This is a genomic window from Oscillospiraceae bacterium, from assembly GCA_031265355.1.
Lineage (GTDB): Bacteria > Bacillota > Clostridia > Oscillospirales > UBA929 > JAIRTA01.
This window is the reverse complement of sequence record JAISCT010000047.1, coordinates 143,415-164,548: the sequence shown is the minus strand read 5'-3', so window position 1 is coordinate 164,548 and position 21,134 is coordinate 143,415. Positions and strand designations below refer to the sequence as shown.

General features: G+C 58.2%; 12 protein-coding genes and 1 pseudogene. 5 read left to right on the top strand and 8 right to left on the bottom strand.

Annotated features, from left to right (window positions below):
* Position 1: 1 nt before the first annotated feature.
* Genes LBK75_07305 through dut form a run of 3 tightly spaced genes read left to right on the top strand, consistent with a single transcriptional unit; the run spans position 2 to position 3,698 of the window.
* Entirely contained in the window at positions 2-2,017 is a 2,016-nt protein-coding gene (locus tag LBK75_07305) for a substrate-binding domain-containing protein (GenBank protein MDR1158099.1), read from the top strand.
* A 32-nt stretch (positions 2,018-2,049) separates the two neighbouring features.
* Entirely contained in the window at positions 2,050-3,225 is a 1,176-nt protein-coding gene (locus LBK75_07300; GenBank protein MDR1158098.1) for an excisionase, read from the top strand.
* 23 nt (positions 3,226-3,248) lie between these two features.
* Positions 3,249-3,698 (top strand): dUTP diphosphatase, encoded by a 450-nt coding sequence (dut, locus tag LBK75_07295; GenBank protein MDR1158097.1) that lies wholly within the window; start codon positions 3,249-3,251, stop codon positions 3,696-3,698.
* A gap of 93 nt (positions 3,699-3,791) precedes the next feature.
* Here dut and uvrA read toward each other — a convergent pair whose 3' ends face one another.
* From uvrA to LBK75_07270, 5 genes and pseudogenes are all read right to left on the bottom strand, one after another.
* Positions 3,792-6,650 (bottom strand): excinuclease ABC subunit UvrA, encoded by a 2,859-nt coding sequence (gene uvrA, locus LBK75_07290; GenBank protein MDR1158096.1) that lies wholly within the window; start codon positions 6,648-6,650, stop codon positions 3,792-3,794.
* A 344-nt stretch (positions 6,651-6,994) separates the two neighbouring features.
* Positions 6,995-7,687 (bottom strand): hypothetical protein, encoded by a 693-nt coding sequence (locus LBK75_07285; protein ID MDR1158095.1) that lies wholly within the window; start codon positions 7,685-7,687, stop codon positions 6,995-6,997.
* A gap of 234 nt (positions 7,688-7,921) precedes the next feature.
* A pseudogene (locus tag LBK75_07280) lies at positions 7,922-8,254 on the bottom strand (transposase).
* Between the two features lie 61 nt (positions 8,255-8,315).
* Positions 8,316-9,548, bottom strand: a complete 1,233-nt coding sequence (locus LBK75_07275; protein ID MDR1158094.1) for a dihydroorotase — start codon at positions 9,546-9,548, stop codon at positions 8,316-8,318.
* A gap of 82 nt (positions 9,549-9,630) precedes the next feature.
* Positions 9,631-10,914 (bottom strand): DUF1015 domain-containing protein, encoded by a 1,284-nt coding sequence (locus LBK75_07270; protein MDR1158093.1) that lies wholly within the window; start codon positions 10,912-10,914, stop codon positions 9,631-9,633.
* Positions 10,915-11,139: 225 nt separating this feature from the next.
* On the opposite strand from LBK75_07270, the gene htpG reads away from it, so the two are divergent.
* A complete protein-coding gene (htpG, locus tag LBK75_07265) occupies positions 11,140-13,080 on the top strand; it encodes a molecular chaperone HtpG (GenBank protein ID MDR1158092.1) in 1,941 nt (646 codons plus the stop codon).
* 91 nt (positions 13,081-13,171) lie between these two features.
* Here the strand turns inward: htpG and LBK75_07260 are convergent, their stop codons facing one another.
* Both LBK75_07260 and LBK75_07255 read right to left on the bottom strand, forming a co-directional pair.
* Positions 13,172-15,721 (bottom strand): LuxR C-terminal-related transcriptional regulator, encoded by a 2,550-nt coding sequence (locus LBK75_07260; GenBank protein MDR1158091.1) that lies wholly within the window; start codon positions 15,719-15,721, stop codon positions 13,172-13,174.
* The gene (locus tag LBK75_07255; GenBank protein ID MDR1158090.1) at positions 15,718-18,219 is read right to left on the bottom strand and encodes a LuxR C-terminal-related transcriptional regulator; all 2,502 of its coding nucleotides are present in this window, start codon (positions 18,217-18,219) and stop codon (positions 15,718-15,720) included. Before LBK75_07255 ends, LBK75_07260 begins: the two co-directional genes overlap by 4 nt.
* 357 nt (positions 18,220-18,576) lie before the next feature.
* On the opposite strand from LBK75_07255, the gene LBK75_07250 reads away from it, so the two are divergent.
* Positions 18,577-19,743, top strand: coding sequence for a response regulator (locus LBK75_07250; protein ID MDR1158089.1), 1,167 nt, complete (start codon positions 18,577-18,579; stop codon positions 19,741-19,743).
* Between the two features lie 362 nt (positions 19,744-20,105).
* Here the strand turns inward: LBK75_07250 and LBK75_07245 are convergent, their stop codons facing one another.
* Positions 20,106-21,134: a dihydrodipicolinate reductase gene (locus LBK75_07245; protein ID MDR1158088.1), complete on the bottom strand. Its 1,029-nt coding sequence runs from the start codon at positions 21,132-21,134 to the stop codon at positions 20,106-20,108.

Below are 21,134 nucleotides of genomic sequence, written 5' to 3'. Positions count from 1 at the left end.
TATGAATAGGCGTACGGCCATAGTACTCGCCGCCGTGTTTGCTGCGCTTTTACTGACTTCGTGCGGCGGCGACGCGGAACAGGTGAGTCCCTTTGGCGCGCCGTCTGAAACGGTCACGGCGTCGCCCAAAGCGGCGGCGACACCTGATCCAACGGCACAGCCGATTGCGTTGAAAGGTGATGAACTGCAGGACCTTTGGCGCAGAATTGACGGTTCGACCGCCACCATACCGCTGACCACCGCCTTGCATGATCACTTCGGCGGCGTGGGCGACCCGCCCACGCATTACACAACACCGGATGCGTATCATAACTTGTGTGATAGCAGAGCCAACATCATTTTTGCCACATATCCGTCCGAGGACGAGCTCGTCGAGGCGCGCGGACAGAATGTGGAATTGGAGATCGTACCGATTGCCAAAGACGCGCTGGTGTTCCTCGTGAACGCCGAAAATCCGCTCGACGGGGTTTCGCAAAAACAACTGCGCGGCATATACACAGGGGAAATTACAAACTGGAAAACGTTGAGCGGCTTGGACGAAAGCGTTGTACCGTACCAGCGCACATCCAATTCGGGTAGTCAGACGCTGTTTATCAAACTGTTGATGGGCGATTTGGAGCCCATGCGCCCGCCCACCGAGTGGATAGCCGAAACGATGGGCGGATTGGTCGAGGCCGTGTCGGGTTACGATAACGCACAAAACGCGGTCGGCTACTCGATGTTCTACTATGTAAACAATATGTATGGCAGCGACCGTTTTAAACTGCTCAGCGTGGACGGCGTAAAGCCGTCGCGCGACACGATTACGCGCGGTGCGTATCCGCTTGAGGATCATTATTACGCCGTCATACGCAAGAACACGCCGGCCGACAGCCCGGCGCGTAAGTTGGTAGCTTGGCTGCTCACCGACGAGGGCCAGACATTGATTGCAAAAGCCGGTTACATTCCGCTCAGACCGCTTGAGAACATATTCCCCGACGCGTCAATCGACCCGATTTATCTCGGCGACGTCGACAATTCTAGCGGTACGGGCGGCACGAAACCAAAACCCGACGAGGCGGACGAGATGGTTGTGAACGGCGTTCGCGAGCCGCTGTCCGACATTTTTTACGATGGGTTCAACTACATCCGATACATCAACAGCGAGATAGTGAACCATATGAACGCACCGAAAAGCGCATATGCATACAGCGAATTGCCGGACCTGCCGCTCTTGTCTGAAAGCGTGAAACGTCCGTTCACCGGCATTCCGAACAACTACACAAATTATGAGCTGTGGGACGACACGTATCGCCGCATCAAGTATCTTCGCATCATCTTGCCAGAGGGCAATCCGTTTTTCAACAGAACCATCGGGTTTGACGTCCGTCTGACCGGCGACATCAGTCCCTATGGGACCGCGGCCGATGAGTGGCCATTGCGTGTCATGTATGACTATGCGGGACGGTTGCTCCCCAACGTCAATATCTACACCATGCGCGTAAGTATGCCGCAATCACCCGAGGTCGCCGAACGCATCAATGAGCAGTTGGCCGCGTGGTACGACGGGTTCCCGCGCCAAGACGACAAGGTGGAGCTCATCGATAAGTTTGTAAAATTGAAGGATAATCCGGACTATGTCTACAACTTCCAGCCCTTATATGGGCAGTGGGATGACTACCTGTCAGTGTCATACGTTCTGCAAAACTACGACGGCCCAGCGAACAATGCGCCCATGGTATATACCATAGGCTTCAGTCTGGTCACCGGCCAGGAGATCACTTTGGCTGACAAACTTCCGCAGGACATTCCGTATCTGAGAGGCATGGCAATGGTATTTGACTCGATGATTACGCAGATGGAGGAAGGGGAACGCTTTTTGCGAACCATTTATGAGAATGACTACACCCCCGCCGAGGGGTCGGTGATCACGTCGGCGTGGCTGTTGGACAATTCGCTCGGTCTGTATGTCACCGAACCCGACGGTCGAAAATTACAGGCGACCATCTATGATTTTAAAAATTTGATAAACGAGTAAGAACAGAACCGAAAGGAAGATAGGCGTCCTATATGGAATTTATTTTGATGCACAAGACGGTTCCGGTGGTGGAGCTGACGATTGACGAGACCATCGCAGCCGTCACGGAGATCGACGAGGTCTATCATCCGGCGCATATCCCGGTCGGCGTTCCGGTCAAAAGCGGCAAACCGGACCGGAGAGCCTTGCACGAATGGTGGATTGGGCGCTCCATCCCGGCCAGCCGAAGCGGACTCAGGGACGCGCTGGAGGCGTTGCGCGTCTCCTCGCCGCAGTTCCTTTTGACCAAATGTTACGGGCTCTCCCTCTCCGATCAGTATTGGGTGAAGCCGAAAGGGAAACCGCTCGCATGGGCGGATGTCAACTTTTTTGAGAACGAGTTCTCGGAAGACGTGGGCAACGCACTGTTTGGCAGGGCGCCGGAGGACGCGGAACTGGATCTGATGTCGCCCGACAACACTTCGGACGGCTGGCTGAAAAAGAAGTGGGCGGCGGCGGACGGCAAATGCCTGCTGCTCAAAGGCGGCAGCTTGCCAAACTATCAGGAACCGCTGAATGAAGTGATCGCTTCGGCCATGATGCGGCGCCTGGACATCCCGCATGTGCCCTATGCCCTGACGTGGGACGGGGTGCAGCCTCTCTCGGCCTGCGAGGACTTTGTGACCAAAGACACAGACTTGGTCAGCGCATGGTATGTCCGTTCCACGGGCAAAAAACCGGGGCATCTGTCTGAATATCAGCACTTTCTCAGCCGCTGTGAGGCTCTCGGAATTCCCGGCGCGCGGGAGAGTCTTGACCGGATGTTGGCGGTGGATTTCCTCATTGCCAACCAGGACAGGCATTTCAACAACTTCGGCGCGCTCCGAGACGCCGAAACGCTGGTGTGGCTGGGGCTGGCCCCGGTGTTCGACTGCGGCACCTCCCTGTGGTATGACCAGAACCCGCATATGATCCGGCCCCGCGCGGAGCAGGCGAGCAAGCCGTTTCGTTCCAGGCACGCGGAGCAGATCAAGTTGGTGACGAGCTTCGACTGGCTGGATTTCGGCGCGCTGGAGGGCGTCGATGAGGAGTACGCGGAACTTCTGCGGCAAAGCCCCTACATCGACGATGCCCGGCGGGACGCCCTGTGTTTTGCGTTACGGACCCGCGTCGGGATGCTGAAGGAAATCGCCCGGGAACCGCGGCCCGAACAGAGCATGAAAAAATAGAACCGAGAGGAAGATGGGAATCCATGACAAACGACATCACAGTTACAGTGAAAAAATTGCGGCCGGGGGCGTGGGAGCCGGCGTATGCCACGCCGGGGGCGGCCGCGATGGACCTCTGCGCGCTGCTGGAGGCGCCGGTGAAAATCCCGCCGGGCGGACGGACGGCGATCCCCACGGGGCTGGCCATTGCCTTGCCGTCGGAGGCGTATGTGGCGCTGGTCTTCGGACGCAGCGGCATGGGGTTTGCCTATGGGGTGACGCTCTCCAACGCGGTGGGCGTGATCGACGCCGACTACCGGGGCGAGATCGCCGTGGGGCTTGTCAACCACGGTGAGATGCCCTACACCGTGCGTTCCGGCGACCGCATCGCGCAGCTCGCCGTGCTGCCGGTCTGTCACGCGTCCGTTGTCTGGGCTGAGGAACTGCCACCCACCGCGCGCGGCCAAGGCGGGTTCGGTTCAACCGGCCGCTGACCGCGGCGGTCAGGCAGGAACACACGCCGGCCACTGCCCAAGCGACCGCGGGGCAGAGGCCGGCGTGTGTTTGCATGCAAAGGGTCGTGTACGTCACAGGTTCAGTTTGGCCCGCAAGTATTGACCGGTGTAGGACGACGCGTGGGCGGCGATCTGTTCCGGGGTGCCGGCGGCGACAATCCGACCGCCCCCGTCGCCGCCTTCGGGCCCGAGGTCGATGATGTGGTCGGCCGTCTTGATGACCTCCAGATTGTGCTCGATGACGACCACCGTGTTGCCGCCCTCCACCAGGCGGTCCAGCACCTCGATCAACCGGTGCACGTCGGCGATGTGCAGCCCTGTCGTCGGTTCGTCCAAGATATAAATCGTGCTGCCGGTCGAGCGCCGGGTCAGCTCGCTGGCCAGTTTGACGCGCTGCGCCTCGCCGCCCGACAGCGTGGTCGAGGGCTGCCCCAGCCGGAGGTAGCCGAGGCCCACCTCGTTCAGCGTCCGCAGCTTGCGGGCGATCTTGGGCACGTTTTCGAAGAAGGCCAGCGCCTCCTCGCAGGTGAGTTCGAGCACATCGAAGATGTTTTTGCCCTTGTAATGCACCTCCAGTGTCTCCCGGTTGTAGCGGCGGCCCTTGCAGACGTCGCAGGGGACATAGATGTCCGGCAGAAAGTGCATCTCGATCTTCACCAGCCCGTCGCCCGCGCAGGACTCGCAGCGCCCGCCGCGGGTGTTGAACGAAAAGCGGCCGGGACCGTAACCGCGCACCTTGGCGTCGGCGGTGGAAGCGAACAGCGTGCGGATGTCGCCGAATACGCCGGTGTAGGTGGCCGGGTTGGAGCGGGGCGTGCGCCCGATGGGGGACTGGTCGATGTCGATGACCTTGTCGAGATATTCCTTCCCCTCGATGGCGTCGTGCGCGCCCGCGCGGATCCGCGCGCCGTTCAAGTCGGCGGCCAGCCGCCGGTACAAAATCTGGTTGACCAGCGACGACTTGCCGGAACCGGACACCCCCGTCACACAGGTGAAGGTGCCGAGGGGGATGTCGACGTCGATATGCTGCAGATTGTTTTCCGCCGCGCCCCGGACAGTCAGCGTGCGCCCGGAGCCCCGGCGGCGCTGCGCCGGCACCGGGATGCTGCGCTTCCCGGCCAGGTACTGCCCGGTGATGGAGTTTTCACAGGCGCGGATGTCGTCTGCCGTGCCGGCGCAGATGATGTGCCCGCCGTGGACGCCGGCGCCCGGACCCACGTCGATGATGTGGTCGGCGGCGTACATCGTGTCCTCGTCGTGTTCGACGACCAGGAGAGTGTTGCCCAGGTCGCGCAGGCGCCGCAGCGTGCCCAGCAGTTTGTCGTTGTCCCGCTGGTGCAGCCCGATGGACGGCTCGTCCAGGATGTAAAGCACGCCCATCAGCGACGATCCGATCTGCGTGGCCAGCCGGATGCGCTGGCTCTCGCCGCCGGACAGCGTGCCGGCGTGCCGAGACAGCGTCAGATACTGGAGCCCCACGCTGATCAGGAAGCCGAGGCGTTCCCGGATCTCTTTCAAAATGCGTTCGGCGATCATGGTCTCCTTCTCCGTCAGCGCCAGCGTGTCCCAGAAGGCCAGCGCCTCGGTGACGGTGCGGCGGGTGTAATCGGCGATGGACAGTCCGCCCACCGTGACGGCGAGACTCTCTTTCTTCAGCCGGCGTCCGTGACAGTCTGGGCAGGGGACGGACGACATGCAGTCCTCAATCTCCTGGCGGGCCCAGTCGCTCTGCGTTTCCCGGTAGCGGCGCTCCAAATTGTTCACAAGGCCCTCAAAGACCTGCTGCATGAGACCCGCGCCGCGCTCCGTGCGGTAGCGGATCTCCAGTTTTGTCCCTTTGGTGCCGTAGAGCAGCGCGTCCATCGCCTCGGGAGAGAATTTTTGCAGCGGCGTGTTCAGTGTGAAACCATAGGCGCGGCCGAGCGCCGAGTAGTACATGTGGGCGATGGTGCCCTCCTCGGCGCCGCTCCAGCCGGAGGCCTTTACGGCGCCCTGCGCCAGTGAGAGCGCGCGGTTCGGCAAAATCCGGTCCGGGTCCACTTTGCGCTGTTCCCCCAGACCCGTACAGGTGGGGCAGGCGCCGTAGGGATTGTTGAAGGAGAACATGCGCGGCGTGAGCTCCTCGATCGAGACGCCGCAGTCCTCGCAGGCATAGTTTTGAGAAAACAGCAGCGACTGTTCGGGGGTCGTCTCCGCACCGTCCGCGCCGATCACCTCGGGCAGGTGGGCCACGACGAGCCCTCCGGCGAGCGCCGCCGCGGTCTCCACCGAGTCGGTGAGCCGTGGACGCACGCCGTCGCGCACGACCAGCCGGTCGACGACGATCTCAATCGTGTGTTTTTTGTTTTTTTCCGGTCGGATTTCCTCGCTCAAGTTGTAGAGCTGCCCGTCCACCCGCACACGCGCATACCCGGATCGGCGGGCGTCCTCGAAGACCTTTTGGTACTCGCCTTTCCGCGCCCGCACCACGGGAGCCAGGACCTGCAGGCGCGTGCCCTCCGGCAGCGCCAGCAGCTGGTCGATGATCTGGTCGATGCTCTGCTGGCGGATCACCTTCCCGCAGCGGGGGCAGTGCGGCACGCCGATGCGCGCCCAGAGCAAGCGCAGATAGTCATAGATCTCCGTGACGGTTCCCACCGTAGAACGCGGGTTTTTGGAGGTGGTTTTCTGGTCGATGGAGATGGCCGGCGAGAGACCCTCGATGTAGTCCACGTCCGGCTTTTCCATCTGACCCAGAAACTGACGGGCATAGGAGGAGAGGGACTCGATGTAGCGGCGCTGCCCCTCGGCGTAGATGGTGTCGAACGCGAGAGACGACTTGCCGGAGCCGGACAGCCCGGTCAGCACGACAAGCTTGTCCCGCGGGATCTCGATGTCGATGTTTTTCAAATTGTGTTCGCGCGCGCCTTTGACAAAGATGCTGTTGCGCATACGGTTGTCCCTTCCCCGGGGCGCCGCGCCTCCCGACAGGCCGGGCGCCGAAACTGTAAAATATTTACAGTTTCGGCGGGATTGAGCGCATCCCCTGAAAAAATCAAAAACCCTGCCGCGCGATCCGGCCGCGCGGCAGGGTTCTGTCCGACCTCTCAACCATTATAAAGCGGAACAAATGTTCCGTCAAGCCGTGCAGGGAAAATTTTTAATCTCTTTGGGTCTAATGTAAAGTTTGGGATGTTACACATTGCCGGGTGTTTATGGTAAATAATGCCAATTACGCGATCCACTGTACACTTCCGTGTAGATGCTGTGAGATGTCTACCTACTCGACCATCTTTTTATCCGTTAAGTCCGGGTTTTGGAAGAATAGTCACCGAATGGCTCATAAAACGCATATCATCTCCCATACGACCATTGAGAAATACACGAAATCCGCGAGCGGCGCAAGCGTAAAGCAGTTCACAGGTATCAATTTCATTTTCTAAAAGATAGATCGGAAAACCAACCAGCTCAGATGTGGGCATGCTCAAGACATACTGCAGCAACGGATCCTCCCTGTTGGGCGCATTCATTCTATTTGTATTTGCAGGCTGATACACAACATACACATCTGTCGACGCATGCGTATTGCGAATGGACAGCTGCCAGTTGCACCCGCTCTTGTTGATGAAGAGCGGGTGTATTTTCTTTCTTTTTATGGCATCGTCGTACACTTCGTGCGTCATATCTCTGATATGAGACACTTGTAGCAATTTGCAATGATCCCTGGCGCCGATTACCATAACGAATTTGAAAAAACAGGATAAGTGATCGATGGATACATCAAGAATCGTTTCTGGCACGATGACATGAGCCATATTAGAACCCATCACAAACATATATGTTAAACAGATTTGGACAACAATATCCTGAACAGAATTCGCCATGTCGCCCTTTGCAACAATCTCCCGAGGATTATCAAGATGGATTGTTTTCCATGAATATGCTTTCAGTATTTCCAACATATGAACCGAACGAATTATCTCAATCATATAGGTTTTCCTTCCTTTCGCTATTCATCCAGTAGAAGAAAGGAGTAAGCGTCAAAGAGGAGGCAAGGGAGTGTGTCTATGTGGGAGTGTGTACTTTGCAGGACGGCGGTGTATTAGTACCTAAGCAGTTAATCTCTGCACGTTTTGCGCAGAAAATTTTTCAGCGATCCTTGAAACGCAGTGATAGCAATGATTTCAGAGCGCAAAGGCAATAGTCCAACTTTTTGGTTCCGGCTATGCCGAGTTAGGCAAAAGGAGTTGCAGCGCATTGATGTCGTTACGGATATTCCAACCTGGAGCATTTTTGAAGATGTAAGTCAGGTATTCATATGGATTCAGACGATTTTCTTTCGCGGTTTCGATGAGGCTGAACATAACTGCGGAGGCTTTTGCTCCGCGTGGGGTGTTTGCGAAGAGAAAATTCTTCTGGCTTATCACAAACGGCTTGATGCTGCGCTCGGCACGATTATTCGAGATTTCGAGCCGACCGTCGAGCAAAAAATGCTCCAGATATTTGCGTTGCGAGAGCGCATAGTGAATGGCCAAACCCAATCCGGTTTTGGATACAGCTCCATAACGGTCCGCCCAGTTGTTACACGGTGCCTTTTCCTGCGGATGCGGGCGGGGTTCAGAGCAGCAGCCGTCCGTGGCCCACGACGGCGACGCCGTCTACGAATACGTGGAGTACACGGCCGCGCAGCGTCAGACCGTCGAAGGGCGTGTTTTGCGACTTGGAGGCCAGGCGGCGCGCCTCCACCTGCCAGCGGGCCTCCGGGTCGAAGAGAGTGAGATCCGCCGGACGTCCGGGAGTCAGGCGGCCCGCCGGGATGCGCAGCAGGTCGGCGGGTGCGGCGGTCAGCAGGCGCAGCAACGCCGGCAGCGTCATCCGGTCTGTGTGGACCAGTGCCGTCAGCGACGCGGCGAGCAGTGTCTCAAGGCCCACGACGCCGTTCGGCGCGCGCTCCAGGGGGCCCGCCTTTTCGCTTGGATGGTGCGGCGCGTGGTCGGAGGCGATGACCTGGATGTCCCCGTCGGCCAGCCCCTGGAGGATGGCCGCGCGATCCTCCTCCGCGGCCAGCGGCGGGTTCATTTTTGCGTTTGCGCCGATCCGCCGAAAGTCGGCCTCGGTGAACCAGAAGTAATGCGGGCACGTCTCGCAAGTGACCGGGACGCCCCGCGCCCGGGCGGCGCGCACGGCGTCCAGCGTCTCCCGCCGGCTGACGTGGGCAATGTGCACCGGGCAGCCGGTCTCCTCGGCCAGCGCGATGTCCCGCAGCGCCTGCGCCGTCTCGGGTTCGCAGTGGGAGATGACGGGGAGCGGAAGCGCGGCCGCCGCCGTGAGGCCCGCGCGCATCAGGGCGTCGTCCGCCACCGGCCTGCCGTCGTCGCTCAGTGCGACGGCGCCGGCCTGCCGCAGCGCCTTGCCGTTGGTCAGCCGCTCGCCGTGCTGCCCCTCGGAGAGCGCGGCGATGGGCAGTACCTTGACGACGCCCGTGTCGGCGGCGCGCGCCCGGACCCAGGAGATCTGATCCGGGGTGTCGAGCACCGGCTTGGTGTTTGGCATGCAGGCCACTGTCGTCACACCGCCTGCGGCGGCGGCCCGGGTGCCGGAGGCGATGTCCTCCTTGTGCGTCTCGCCCGGCTCGCGCAGGTGCACATGTATGTCGATAAGCCCCGGCGCCACGACGAGCCCCGCGGCGTGAATCGTCTCAAACGTACCGACCGGCGCGATTTTCCCGGGCGCCTCGACGGCCTCGATCACGCCGTCGCGCAGGTACACGTCGGCCACGCGGTCAAAACCGGACGCCGGATCGATGACCCGGCCGCCTTTCAGCAGATAGGGCATGGGCTGCACAGGCATGCTAGCCGCCTCCTTGTTCTTAATCGATGCCTTTAAGAGTGGTTCAATGTCTCACTTGTGAAGTGATTGTTGAACAGTTCCTCTATATAAGATCGATCGACAGCGGGTGAATCACAAGCCCGGTTGTGAGTTTCGGATAAAAATAGGTGGATTTCTGCGGCATCCGTTCCCCGGCCCCGGCGACGCGCCCGATGGCGGAGACCGGTGTGGGGGCGAGCAGGAAGGCGCACTGGAAGGCCCCGCTCCGCACGCCGCCCAGCGCCTCTTCCAGGCTGCGCGTATAGACGAGATTTTCCTGGCGGGCCATGTTGTCTCGGTCGATGCCGAACAGGGGCGCCAGAATCATCGTGTGCAGCAGCGTCACGTCCAGCGCGCGGTAGTCCGGGCTCCGGTCCGGCAGCAGGCGGGCCGGCGCGTCCGTGTCCCGGAGTGTGAGCAGCGCCGCCTCGCCGCCGCCGGCGTAAAGCGCCACCATGTGCGGGCGCGCCGCCAGCGCGGCTTCCACCTCCTCCGGAGCTATACCGTGCGTGATCTCAAAGGCGTCGGCCAGCCGCGCCAGCGTGTCCGCCTCCGAAAAGGACGGCAGCCTCCGCACAAGCCGGTGGGTGGGCCAGACCACCAGACCGGGGTGGTGCAGATTCACCAGCATCATCATGATGTGGTCGGAGGGCGCCTCCGGCGGGAGGGACGGGTCGGCCGCGCGCCGCGCGTCCCGGAAGGCAAGCGCCGTCTCGTAACGGTGGTGCCCGTCGGCGATCAAGATCCGCTCCGGCGCCAGCGCCGCCGTGAGCGCCGCCTGCGTGTCCGGCGCCGTGACGGGCCACATCTCGTGGGTCACGCCGTCCGAATCCGTGAAGCGCACGGCGGGCGGCGCGTCCATCGCCGCCGCGAGCACCGCCTCCGCCGTCTGCGCGCCGTCCTCGTAGAGCGCGTAGACCGGGCTGATGTTACACAGTGTGTGTTCCATCAGGGAGAAGCGGTCGGACTTATCTTTGGAGAGCGTCTCCTCGTGGGGCAGCACAATGCCGGCCGCAAAGTCCGTGAGGCGCACCCGGGCAAAGAAACCGTGGACGGCGTTCGGAACGCCGCGGTCGTCGAACGACAGCCGGTAGACATAGTAGGCCGGGGCCGGGTCCCGATACAGCACGCCGTCACGCAGCCAGGCGCGCAGGCGCCGGCCGGCTTCGGCGTATCGGTCGTTCCCCAGCGGACGCTCCAGCCGGATCACATTGTATGGGTTTTGCCGCTCCATCTCCGCCTGCACGTCGGGGGAGATGACGTCATAAGGCGGGCAGCACAGCGTCTCCGCCGCGCCGGCCCGGCCATAGTCGTATCGGAGTGCCGCGAAAGGTTTTATGACAGCCACAGACAGACGTCCCCTCTCTTCTGAGTCATTTCTCTGAGTCGTTTCGCGGAATCGTTTCGCGCCGCCCCTCTATTATCCACGATTGGTACGAAATTGTCAAACACCAACTTCTCGCCGGCGCCGAGCGGGCGGTCGAATTTTTCTCTTGCAATTTCTGCCGGATTGGGTACAATAGTATTGGCACTCGTATAAAGAGAGTGCCAAACCACAAGAGGCCCCCGGGGGATGAAACGGCGGCTGGGCGCGCGGGGGCCCGGAAGAGGAGTGAGGAAATTGGCCGTCAGACAGTTCAAGGCCGAGTCGAAGCGGTTGCTTGACCTGATGATCCACTCGATCTACACACACAAGGAGATCTTTCTGCGGGAGCTCATCTCCAACGCGAGCGACGCGATCGACAAACTCTACTTTCGCTCGCTGACGGATCCGGACGTGGGCAAGACCCGGGACGATTTCCGGATCCGATTGACAGTGGATAGGGCCAAACGGCAAATCACGCTGTCGGACAACGGCATTGGCATGACCAAGGATGAGCTGGAACAGAACTTGGGCGTCATTGCCCGGAGCGGAACGCTGGATTTTCGCCGCGAAAACGCGGAGAAGCTGGACGACCTGGACGTGATCGGCCAGTTTGGGGTCGGATTTTACTCGGCGTTCATGGTGGCCTCCGAGGTCAGCGTGTCCTCGCGCGCATACGGGGCCTGTGACGCCTGGCGCTGGCACTCGCACGGCGCCGAGGGGTACGCTATTGAGCCCTGCGAGAAGGAGGAGGTCGGCACGGACGTCGTGCTCACCGTAAAGGCGGACGAGCCGGACGAACACTACGACGAATTCCTGGAGACGCGGCGCCTGGCGGAGCTGGTTCGGAAGTATTCCGACTACATCCGCTACCCCATCCGGATGGATCTGGAGCACAGTCATCTCAAGGAGGGGTCCGATACCGAGTACGAGACCGTGGTGGAGACCGAGACCGTCAACAGCATGGTGCCTCTCTGGCGCCGAAACCGGAGCGAGGTCACCGAGGAGGAATATCACCGGTTCTATCAGGATAAATTCTACGACTACACGCCCCCGCTGCGTGTGATCCATGCGACAAACGAGGGTGTGGCCACCTACCACGCGCTGCTCTTCATCCCGAAACAGGCGCCGTACAACTACTACACAAAGGAGTTTGAAAAGGGGCTGGCGCTGTATTCGTCCGGCGTGATGATCATGGAGAAGTGCGCCGACCTGCTGCCCGACCACTTTAGCTTCGTGCGCGGTCTCGTGGACTCGCAGGATCTCTCCCTCAACATCTCGCGCGAGATGCTCCAGCACAATCGGCAGCTCAAGGTGATCGCCGCGGGCCTTGAAAAACGCATCAAGAACGATCTGCTCAAGATGCTGCGCGAGGAGCGCGAGACGTACGACACGTTTTTTGAAGCCTTTGGCCTGCAGCTCAAAGTGGGTGCGTACACCGGCTTCGGCACAAACCGGGAGCTGCTGCAGGACCTGTTGTTGTTTCACTCCGCCGCGCAGAAAAAGCGGATCACGCTGACGGAGTATGTGGAGGCCATGCAGGAGGGGCAGGAGGTCATCTACTACGCGGCCGGGGCCAGTGTGGCGGCTCTCGACCGGATGCCGCAGGCGGAACTCGTGCGTGAACGCGGGTTTGACATCCTCTACCTGACCGACGATGTGGACGAGTTTGTGTTGCGTGTCTTCGGGACATTTGCGGACAAGAAGTTCCAGTCCGTGTCAGAAAGCGGTCTGGATCTCACCACCGAGGAGGAGAAAAAGCAGGTCGAGGAGCAGACGCGCACACATGCGGAGCTGTTCCGGTTTATGAAGGACGCGCTGGGCGACAAGGTGGCCGACGTGACCCTCTCCAGTCGGCTGAAGAAGCACTCGGTCTGTCTCACCAGCCGGGGCGAGGTGTCGATCGAGATGGAAAAGGTGCTCAATGCCATGCCGACGCCCGACAAGGTCGCCGCACAGAAGGTGCTGGAGGTCAACGCCGCCCACCCGCTGTTTGCCGTGCTGGACCGGCTCTACGGATCGGACCGCGACAAGCTGAAGACCGTGACGGGAGTCCTTTACGACCAGGCGCGCCTGGTAGAGGGTCTGCCGATCGAGGACCCCGCCGCTCACGCCGAGGCCGTGTGCGCTCTCCTCGCGGAGGGGCTCTGAGACAAAAGCGGGCGCGCCGAAGCGCGGTGCCCGCGGTCCCGCGAAAAGGGCCGGTTCCGCTTCGTCCGGGCGAAGCGGAACCGGCCCTTTCCTACTGAATCAATTTTCGTTCCAGGGCGGCGCGGAGCACATCCGCCATACTATCCGCACCTAACTTTGTGTAAATTGTGTTCAGCACCATCTTCACTGTATTGATCGACAAACCCTGGCCGGCGGCAATCTCCGATCGGGAAAGGCCGTGGTACAAATCGTTCAGCACCGCCGTTTCCCGGGGCGACAGGCGCACGTCGTCGTTTATGTTATTCATCCTGTTATAGGCAGAGATCACTTGGGTCAGGCGCTTGGCGTAAGTGGCCGCCTTCCGGTTGATCATTTCAAGCCACGGGCGGGGGATGTCACAGCCGTCGCTTCGCAACGCCGCGGCGGTGAGCGTACGCATATCCTTGCCCAGTTCAATGAAGGGCATGACCAAATCGTTGGACGAAGCCAAATCATAGGCGTCCCGCAGAGCGGCCAGCGCCGCGGCCGTATCCTTGATCTGATAGTGGCAAACGGCCTCCAACGCCTTCATTTCCAGTTTTCCAAACAGCACCGAATCCGTGCCTTGCCCGTCCTCAATGAAGGACAGCAGTTCATGATACCGCTTGTCGGCATAGTAAAATTTCGTTTTGACAAAATTCCCAAATCCCGCGATCAGGGCGCCGATGGAGTCACAGGTAAAATTTTCTTTGAGCCAAGTCGCCGCAAGCCGCGGCTTGCCAATCATAGCATAGTACCAACTGGACACGATGTCATAGGATGTGAAGCGGAGGACATACTCGCTGATTTCCAGTTGTTTTTCCAGAGCGCCAAACAATTCTTGCATTTTTTCAAATTTGCCTTGAGCGACCCCGACGCGTATGAGATAAAACAGCGACCGGTTCCTGATTTCATATTGATCCCGCGCTTCCGCCTTGCGCAGCGCCTGCGTGATGGAGACCTCGGCGGCCTTCAAGCTGCCTTTATAAAACAGAAGCTCACCTTTGGCCAAATCATCCAATCCACACATGTAGCCGTTCAAAACAGTCGCCGCGTAAGGAATGGCCCGGGTCAAGGCGGCTATGTACTCTTCCATCGCGCCCCGCCTTGTGCCGCTCACCTTAGACGCCCAAGCGTTCATGCTGACGCTGGTTAGGGCGGCGTTTACGTCATATGGACTGAGCATGTAACAATCATAGGCTTTCTTCAGCATAAGGTCAAAATCATAGCGATCGGTATAAGGACTCATCAGGTAATCTATGATCCCCAACTCTTTATACGCCCCACAAAGAACTTGGTTGTTGAAAGCGGAGGCCGGCAAGGCGGAGAACTTACGGATGCGTTCGTTTATTTCCGCGGCGGCCTCATCATAACGGGCCATACTCATGAGAAGACGGGAGCGCTGGGAATGGTAATGAGCAATCCGTTCCAATCGTTCCGCCGGCGCGCTGTCGTATACGCTGAGGACAAATTTAGCCTGCTCAAAGGGGATCTGCAACGGAAAATGGTGCGCGATCCTGACGATCGCCGCGTATTCGCCCGCCTTATCATAATAAGAGATGGCGTCCGTCTGGTAATTGTTTTCGTTGCACCAGCCCGCCGCTTTCAGGTAAGTGTCGCGCTTTTCCTCCTCGGTCAGGATGTTTTGCTTTTGTCTCAGATAATCAAGAAACAAGTGGTGGATCAAATATGCGCTCGAATAGATATCATAGCGGATAAACGAGCTGACCTTTTTCATTTCGTCCACCAAGGTTTCATCCATGGCCAGAATTGAAACCAAATCCGCGGAGAGATGGTCGATCAGCGATAACCGGGCGAGAAACCGCCGCAGTCTTTCCGAGATCTCGAAAAATATTTCGTCCTCGATCATTTTAAATATATTCAGCTTCATGGCGATGCGAGCGTTTCGTTCGTGGGCGGGGGCTTTTTTCAGAGACAGTCCCACCAGGTTTATGGCAAAAGCCCATCCCAATGTGTCGCTGTGGATATTGGAAACGCTCTGTGAAGACAGCTGACGGCCCAGCAATTGAAAATACTGGGCCGTCTCCTCCTCGGTGAAACGCAGCTCATTCTCATTGATATTGACCAGAAGTCCCTTCGACAGCAAACTGACGGTGCTGATATCCGGATTCACCCGTGAAATCAGCATCATCGTGATGTTTGGAAAAGGCGCCTGGATGGCGCGTTTGATGAATCGCAGCACCGCCTCGTCTTCTATGAAGTGGAAATCGTCAAACACCAGCACATATTTTTCGTTGAGCGCCAGTTCGTCCTCGGGGATGGAAAGCACCCTGGCGAACTGATCGTCCGTCTCCGGGAAGCCCAATTCCCGCATACGCTCCGCTACATGCCTGTTATAAAGCGCTATGGTGCGCGCAAAATTTTCCCAAAACCGCGTAGCCAGATTGTCGCGTTGGGAGAGCTGCATCCACGCTGTGGGCGCGCCGTAATGTTGGAGAAAGGCGTAGACCGCTTGGGTCTTTCCATAGCCCGCGCCGGCGGTAACCGTAACATAGGGGCTTTTCACGGCGTTTTCCAGCAGCTTGTTGATGCGCGGTCGTTCCAGATAGGCGCGGTTCTCGGGATGGATGGCCGCGTCACTGCGAAATATATGAGGTTTCATAGCGTATCCCTTATCAAATTCCGACTCAGCGCGGCGCGGATCAGATCCGCCGGATTATCCGCGTCCAGCTTCATGTAAATGGAATTTTGTATCATCTTCACCGTACCTACCGTCAAGTGCCGGTCCGCGGCGATCTGTGACCGGGATCCCCCCTGGTACAGCTCGTTTAGAATCTCCAGCTCCACAGAGGACAGATGCACGTCGTCGCTGATATTGTTCGCTATTTTGTAGTCCGAAGCCACAATCGCCAGATGCTTGGCGTAGGTCGCCGCCTTCCGGCCGACCGTTTCCAGCCACTGTCTGGGGATCGAGCAGTCTTTGTCGCGCATGGCCGAGGCGGTCAGCGTACGCATATCCTTGCCCAGCTCGATAAAGGGCATGATCAGCTCGTTGGACAGCGCCAGGTCATAAGCCTCTCCCAGCGCGGTCAGCGCCGCGTCTCTTTGTTTGGTTTGGTAGCGGCAGACGGCTTCCAGAACCTTCATCTCCAATTTGCCGAACAATACGGCGCTCAGGCTCTGTTCGCCCTGAATAAAGGCCAGCAGCTCGTCATAACGGCGGTCGGTATAATAATATTTTGCCCGGACCACGTTGCCGAAGATCGCGTTGAAAGAACCAAGCGCGCCTTGGGCAAAATTGCTTTTGATCCAGGCGGTTACGTTTTGAGACTGACTGATTGCCGTGTAATACCAGCTGGACACGATTTCAAAGGTGATAAAACGGGGCGAATATTCGGCGAATTCCAGCTGCGCCTCCAGCTGTTTGAATATTCTCCGGGTTTTTTCATAATCTCCCTGTGCCATGCCGATGCGCAGGAGATAAAACAGCGCCCGGTTGCGCACTTCGTACTGTTTACGCGCTTCTGATTTATGCAGCGCCTGCCCGATGAATTTCTCGGCCAATTCGAGACGGCCCTTGTAAAACTCCAGTTCGCCTTTGGCCAGATCGTCCAACCCGGACATACATCCGTTCAGTAGATTTTCCACATGGGGAATCGCGCGCTCCAGCACGGTTATGTATTCTTCCATCGCGCCGCTTTGCGCCGTGCCTACCTTGGAAGCCCAGGCGTCTACACTCATGCTGGTGACGGCTCCGAATTCGGGGTAAGGGCTGAGCCGGTAGTATTCGTCCGCTTTTGCCAGCGCCAGATCGAAGTCATAGCGGCCGGTGCGGGGCGAATCCAGATAATGGGCAAAACCTAGGGCCTCATAGGCGCCGCAAAGCACTTGGTGTTTGAAATCGGAAGCGGGCAAGGCGGAATACTTGCTGATGCGGCGGTCGATCTCTGCGACAGCGTCCGCGTAGCGGCCCAGACTCAGTAAAAGGCGCGTATGCTGAAGGTGGTAACGGGCGTTGCTTTCCAGCAGCCGCTTGGGACCGCCGTCATAGACGCCGAGTATGAATCTGGCCGGGTCCGTCGGAATCTGCAGCGGGAATTGGTATACGATGTCAATGATTGGCTCGTATTTTCCGGCCTTGTCATAGTAAGAGATCGCGTCCATCTTGTAATCGTTCGCGTCGCACCAGCGCGCCGCTTTCAGATACGTATCGCGCTTTTCCTTTTCCGTGAGGGTATGCTGTTTTTGTCGCAAATAGTCAAGAAACAACTGATGGATCAGGTACGCTTGCGTATAAATATCGTAGCGGATAAAGGCGCTGATTTTTTTTATTTCGTCTACCAGGCTCTGGTCTTCGGCCAAAATGGGAACCAAATCTGTAGAGAGATGGTCGATCAGCGACAGGCGGATCAGAAAACGCCTCAGCCTTTCCGAGACGACGAGAAAAAACTCGTCCTCGATCATGTTAAAGATATTCAGCTTCATCGCGGCGCGGGCCTCCCGCTCCTGGGACGGCGCTTTTTTCAGAGACAGGCCCACCAGACTGATGGCAAAGGCCCATCCGGAGGTATCGTGATAAATATTGGCGAGGCTCTGGGCGGTCAGGGGGACGCCGAGCAATTGGAAATACCGTGCCGTTTCTTCTTCGGTAAAGCGCAGATCGTCCTCGCTGACGCCGACCGCAAGCCCTCTTGACAGCATGCCGACGATATTGATGTCGGGCTCCGCCCGTGAAATCACAATCGTCGTCAAATTGGGGAAGGGAGTCTGGACGGAACGGCTGATGAAGCGTAGAACGGATTTATTTTCCAATAAATGGAAATCATCAAACACAATCACATTTTTTTCGTTGAACGGAATTTCATCCTCCGGAATCGACAGATAATTCATGAACTGATCTTCCGTATCGGGGAAACCCACGTCCAGAAGACGCTCCGCGAAACGCTTGTCGTACAGCATGATGGTCCGCGCGAAGTTCTCCCAAAACCGCGCGCTCAGATTGTCGCGTTCGGACAATTGTATCCATGTGGTGACGGCGCCATATCGCTGAAGAAAGGAATAGACCGCCTGGGTCTTGCCGTATCCCGCGCCGGCGGAAACGGCGACGAGGGGGCTTTGCACGGCGTCCTCCAGCAGCGTATGGACCCGGGGCCGTTCCAAATATGCACGGTTCTCCGGGGCGATGGGCAATCCACTGTGATATATGTGAGTATTCATGGGCGTTGATCACACTTCTTTGTAGATTGGGGTGTATTTTGCGATTTAAAAAAACAGGATTCGGGAGTGAAAACGTGATTCGCGAAACGAGTTCGATGGCGAATTTTGTGATTCTGATTTATTTGAATTCGGATATATCGCGTGATTGCGCAAGATGGCATGATAGTGACAGGAGACTTTCCATTCAAATACGCCGGCAGGCGGCCATGCCGGATAAGCTGAGGACATGCTGTGAGGATTGCGATACGGATTGGGATCGACGAGATCATTACCGTTTTTTATAAGCAAGGAGGGCTTCGAATGAGAAACAGGCGCGACACGATCATTCTGGTGGACGATAATATGGCAAATCTGTTTATGGGGAAGAACATGCTGAAGATGTTTTATGAGGTGTATTCGGTGCCTTCGGCGGAGAAGCTGTTCGAGTGCCTGGGACGATTTGTCCCAGATCTGATTCTTTTGGACATTGAGATGCCGGTGATGGACGGATATGAGACGATCAAACGGTTAAAAAGGACGGACGCCTTCATCGACATACCGGTGATCTTTCTCACGACAAAGAATGACGAGGGCAGCGAATTGTTAGGGCTCAATCTGGGCGCGGTGGACTATGTGTCCAAGCCGTTTTCGACGCCGCTCTTACTCAAACGTATTGAGACGCATCTGCTGATCGCGGCGCAGAAGAGGGCGTTAAAGCGCAGCAACGACAGCCTTCAGGAGACGGTATTGCAAAAAACCCGTCAGGTGACCGGTTTGCAAAACGCGGTGCTGAACATTGTGGCGGAGCTGGTGGAGTTCCGTGACGGCATCACGGGCGGTCATGTGTACCGCACTCAGAAATATCTGCAATTTCTCATTGAGCGGCTGATCAAAGAAAATATCTATATCGACGAGATTTCCAGATGGGATTTGGATTTCGTTTTTAGCTCGGCGCAATTGCACGATGTGGGGAAAATTGCCATCAGCGACGTGATTCTAAACAAACCGGGCAAATTGACGGATGAGGAATTTGAAATCATGAAGACGCACGTCCAGATTGGAGTGAACGCCATAGAACGGATCGAGGCAACCACGTCGCAGCATGAGTTCTTGCATCACGCGAAGATCATCGCCAGCACGCATCATGAGAAATGGGACGGCTCCGGCTACCCCCGAGGCTTGAGCGGCAAGAGTATCCCGCTGGAAGGTCGGCTCATGGCCGTCGCCGACGTGTATGACGCGCTGATTTCAGCTCGCCCTTACAAGAAAGCGTTCACCGCAAATGAGGCCGAGCGCATCATGGAGGAGGGGCGCGGCGTACATTTTGACCCGGTGCTGGTGGATGTATTCCATTCGGCCGCCGGGCGTTTCGCAGGGATCGTGAATCAGTACCGGGAGGAGATGAACATGCTGGACAGGCGGAAGAAGGGCGAAGGGACTCACCAGAATCAACGCTACATGTCAGCGAGACAGCGTGCCGCCGTATGAGATTCGGGGGCGTTACCGGCTGCACTGAAAACACAATCATTTCCCATCAAACTTGATTTGGGCTTATCAGAGGCCTTGAGCTTCTCCACTATATTATGAAAAATTTACCAACGTCAAGAGATAAATCTACACTTATTGCATTTTCGGCACATTTCACAAAAAATCGACAAATTCTATGCGTGGCCATGAGGTTTTTGTTCGATGTTCATGGTGGCCTCCGAGGGTTGCATGTCTTCGGGACCTTTGCGGACAAGAAGCAGACTGAGGAGCAACGCAGTGCCCACGGTCCCGCGAAAAGGGCCGGTTCCGTTTCGCCCAAGCGAAACGGAACCGGCCCTTTGTCAGCCAAACCGGCCGGCGGGTCATTCGACATAGAAATGCAGCGGATAGGCGGCGTAGGCGATCTCCGCCAGTTCATCCACCGTGACATAACCGGCGGGCGCATTGATGACGGAGGGAATGCGGTTCACGATGGTCGCGCAGGTGTGCTCCACCGTGGCGGGCTTTTGGACGTAGAAGACGGTGTCCGGCTCGCCGAGGATCTTCCAGTCGCACATGTCCCCGTCGTCGGGACCATACACTTTGCCGATGCATTGGGTCTCGATCACCGGTCCCTGGAAGGTCTCCGTGGTGACGACGGCACTCATGCCGATGCAGTGGCCCTTCGGGATCACGCTGCCCAAGGTCTCGGAGCGCAGATCCTTGTCGTAGAAATAGGGTACGCATCTCTGCGTCTGGGATTTGATCGTCCAACCCATCTTGGCGCAGAGGGACTCGTTGGAATTCCACACGTAAGAGGGCTCCAGCGTCTCGGGGTGGGCGATGTCCTTCTCAAACTGCTCGGGTGTGAGGCCCACGCCGTGGGCCTGGGCCAGCGCCAGACCGTAGTCCTCCACATTGTAGCTGACCGCGCCCTCGATCTTGTCGATTCGGTGCGTGCCGGCCGCCACCAACGCGACCAGGTTGACCCAGAAGATGTCCTGCATGCCGGAGCCGACGATCGTGCAGCCGGTCTCCTTGGCCAGCTTGTCCAACTTATTGGTGATGGCCGACGACGTCGTCCAGGGGTAGATGGCTTCTTCACAGGTCGTCACCACGTCGATGCCGCGCTTCGCGCAGCGTTCAAAGTGCGGGTAGACGTCAGACATGAAGCTGAACAGGGTGAGCACGGCCACATCGGCGTCGCACTCACTGAGCACCGCGTCGGCGTCACTGCGGATCGGGACGCCCAGTTTGAAACCCAGTTCCGCGTAGTCACCCACGTCCATACCCACGATGTCCGGATTCACGTCGATTGCCCCCACGATCTCCGCACCGACTTCATGAAGGTAGCGGAGGGTGTACTTGGCCATCTTGCCGCACCCGTACTGCACCACTTTGATCTTTCGCAT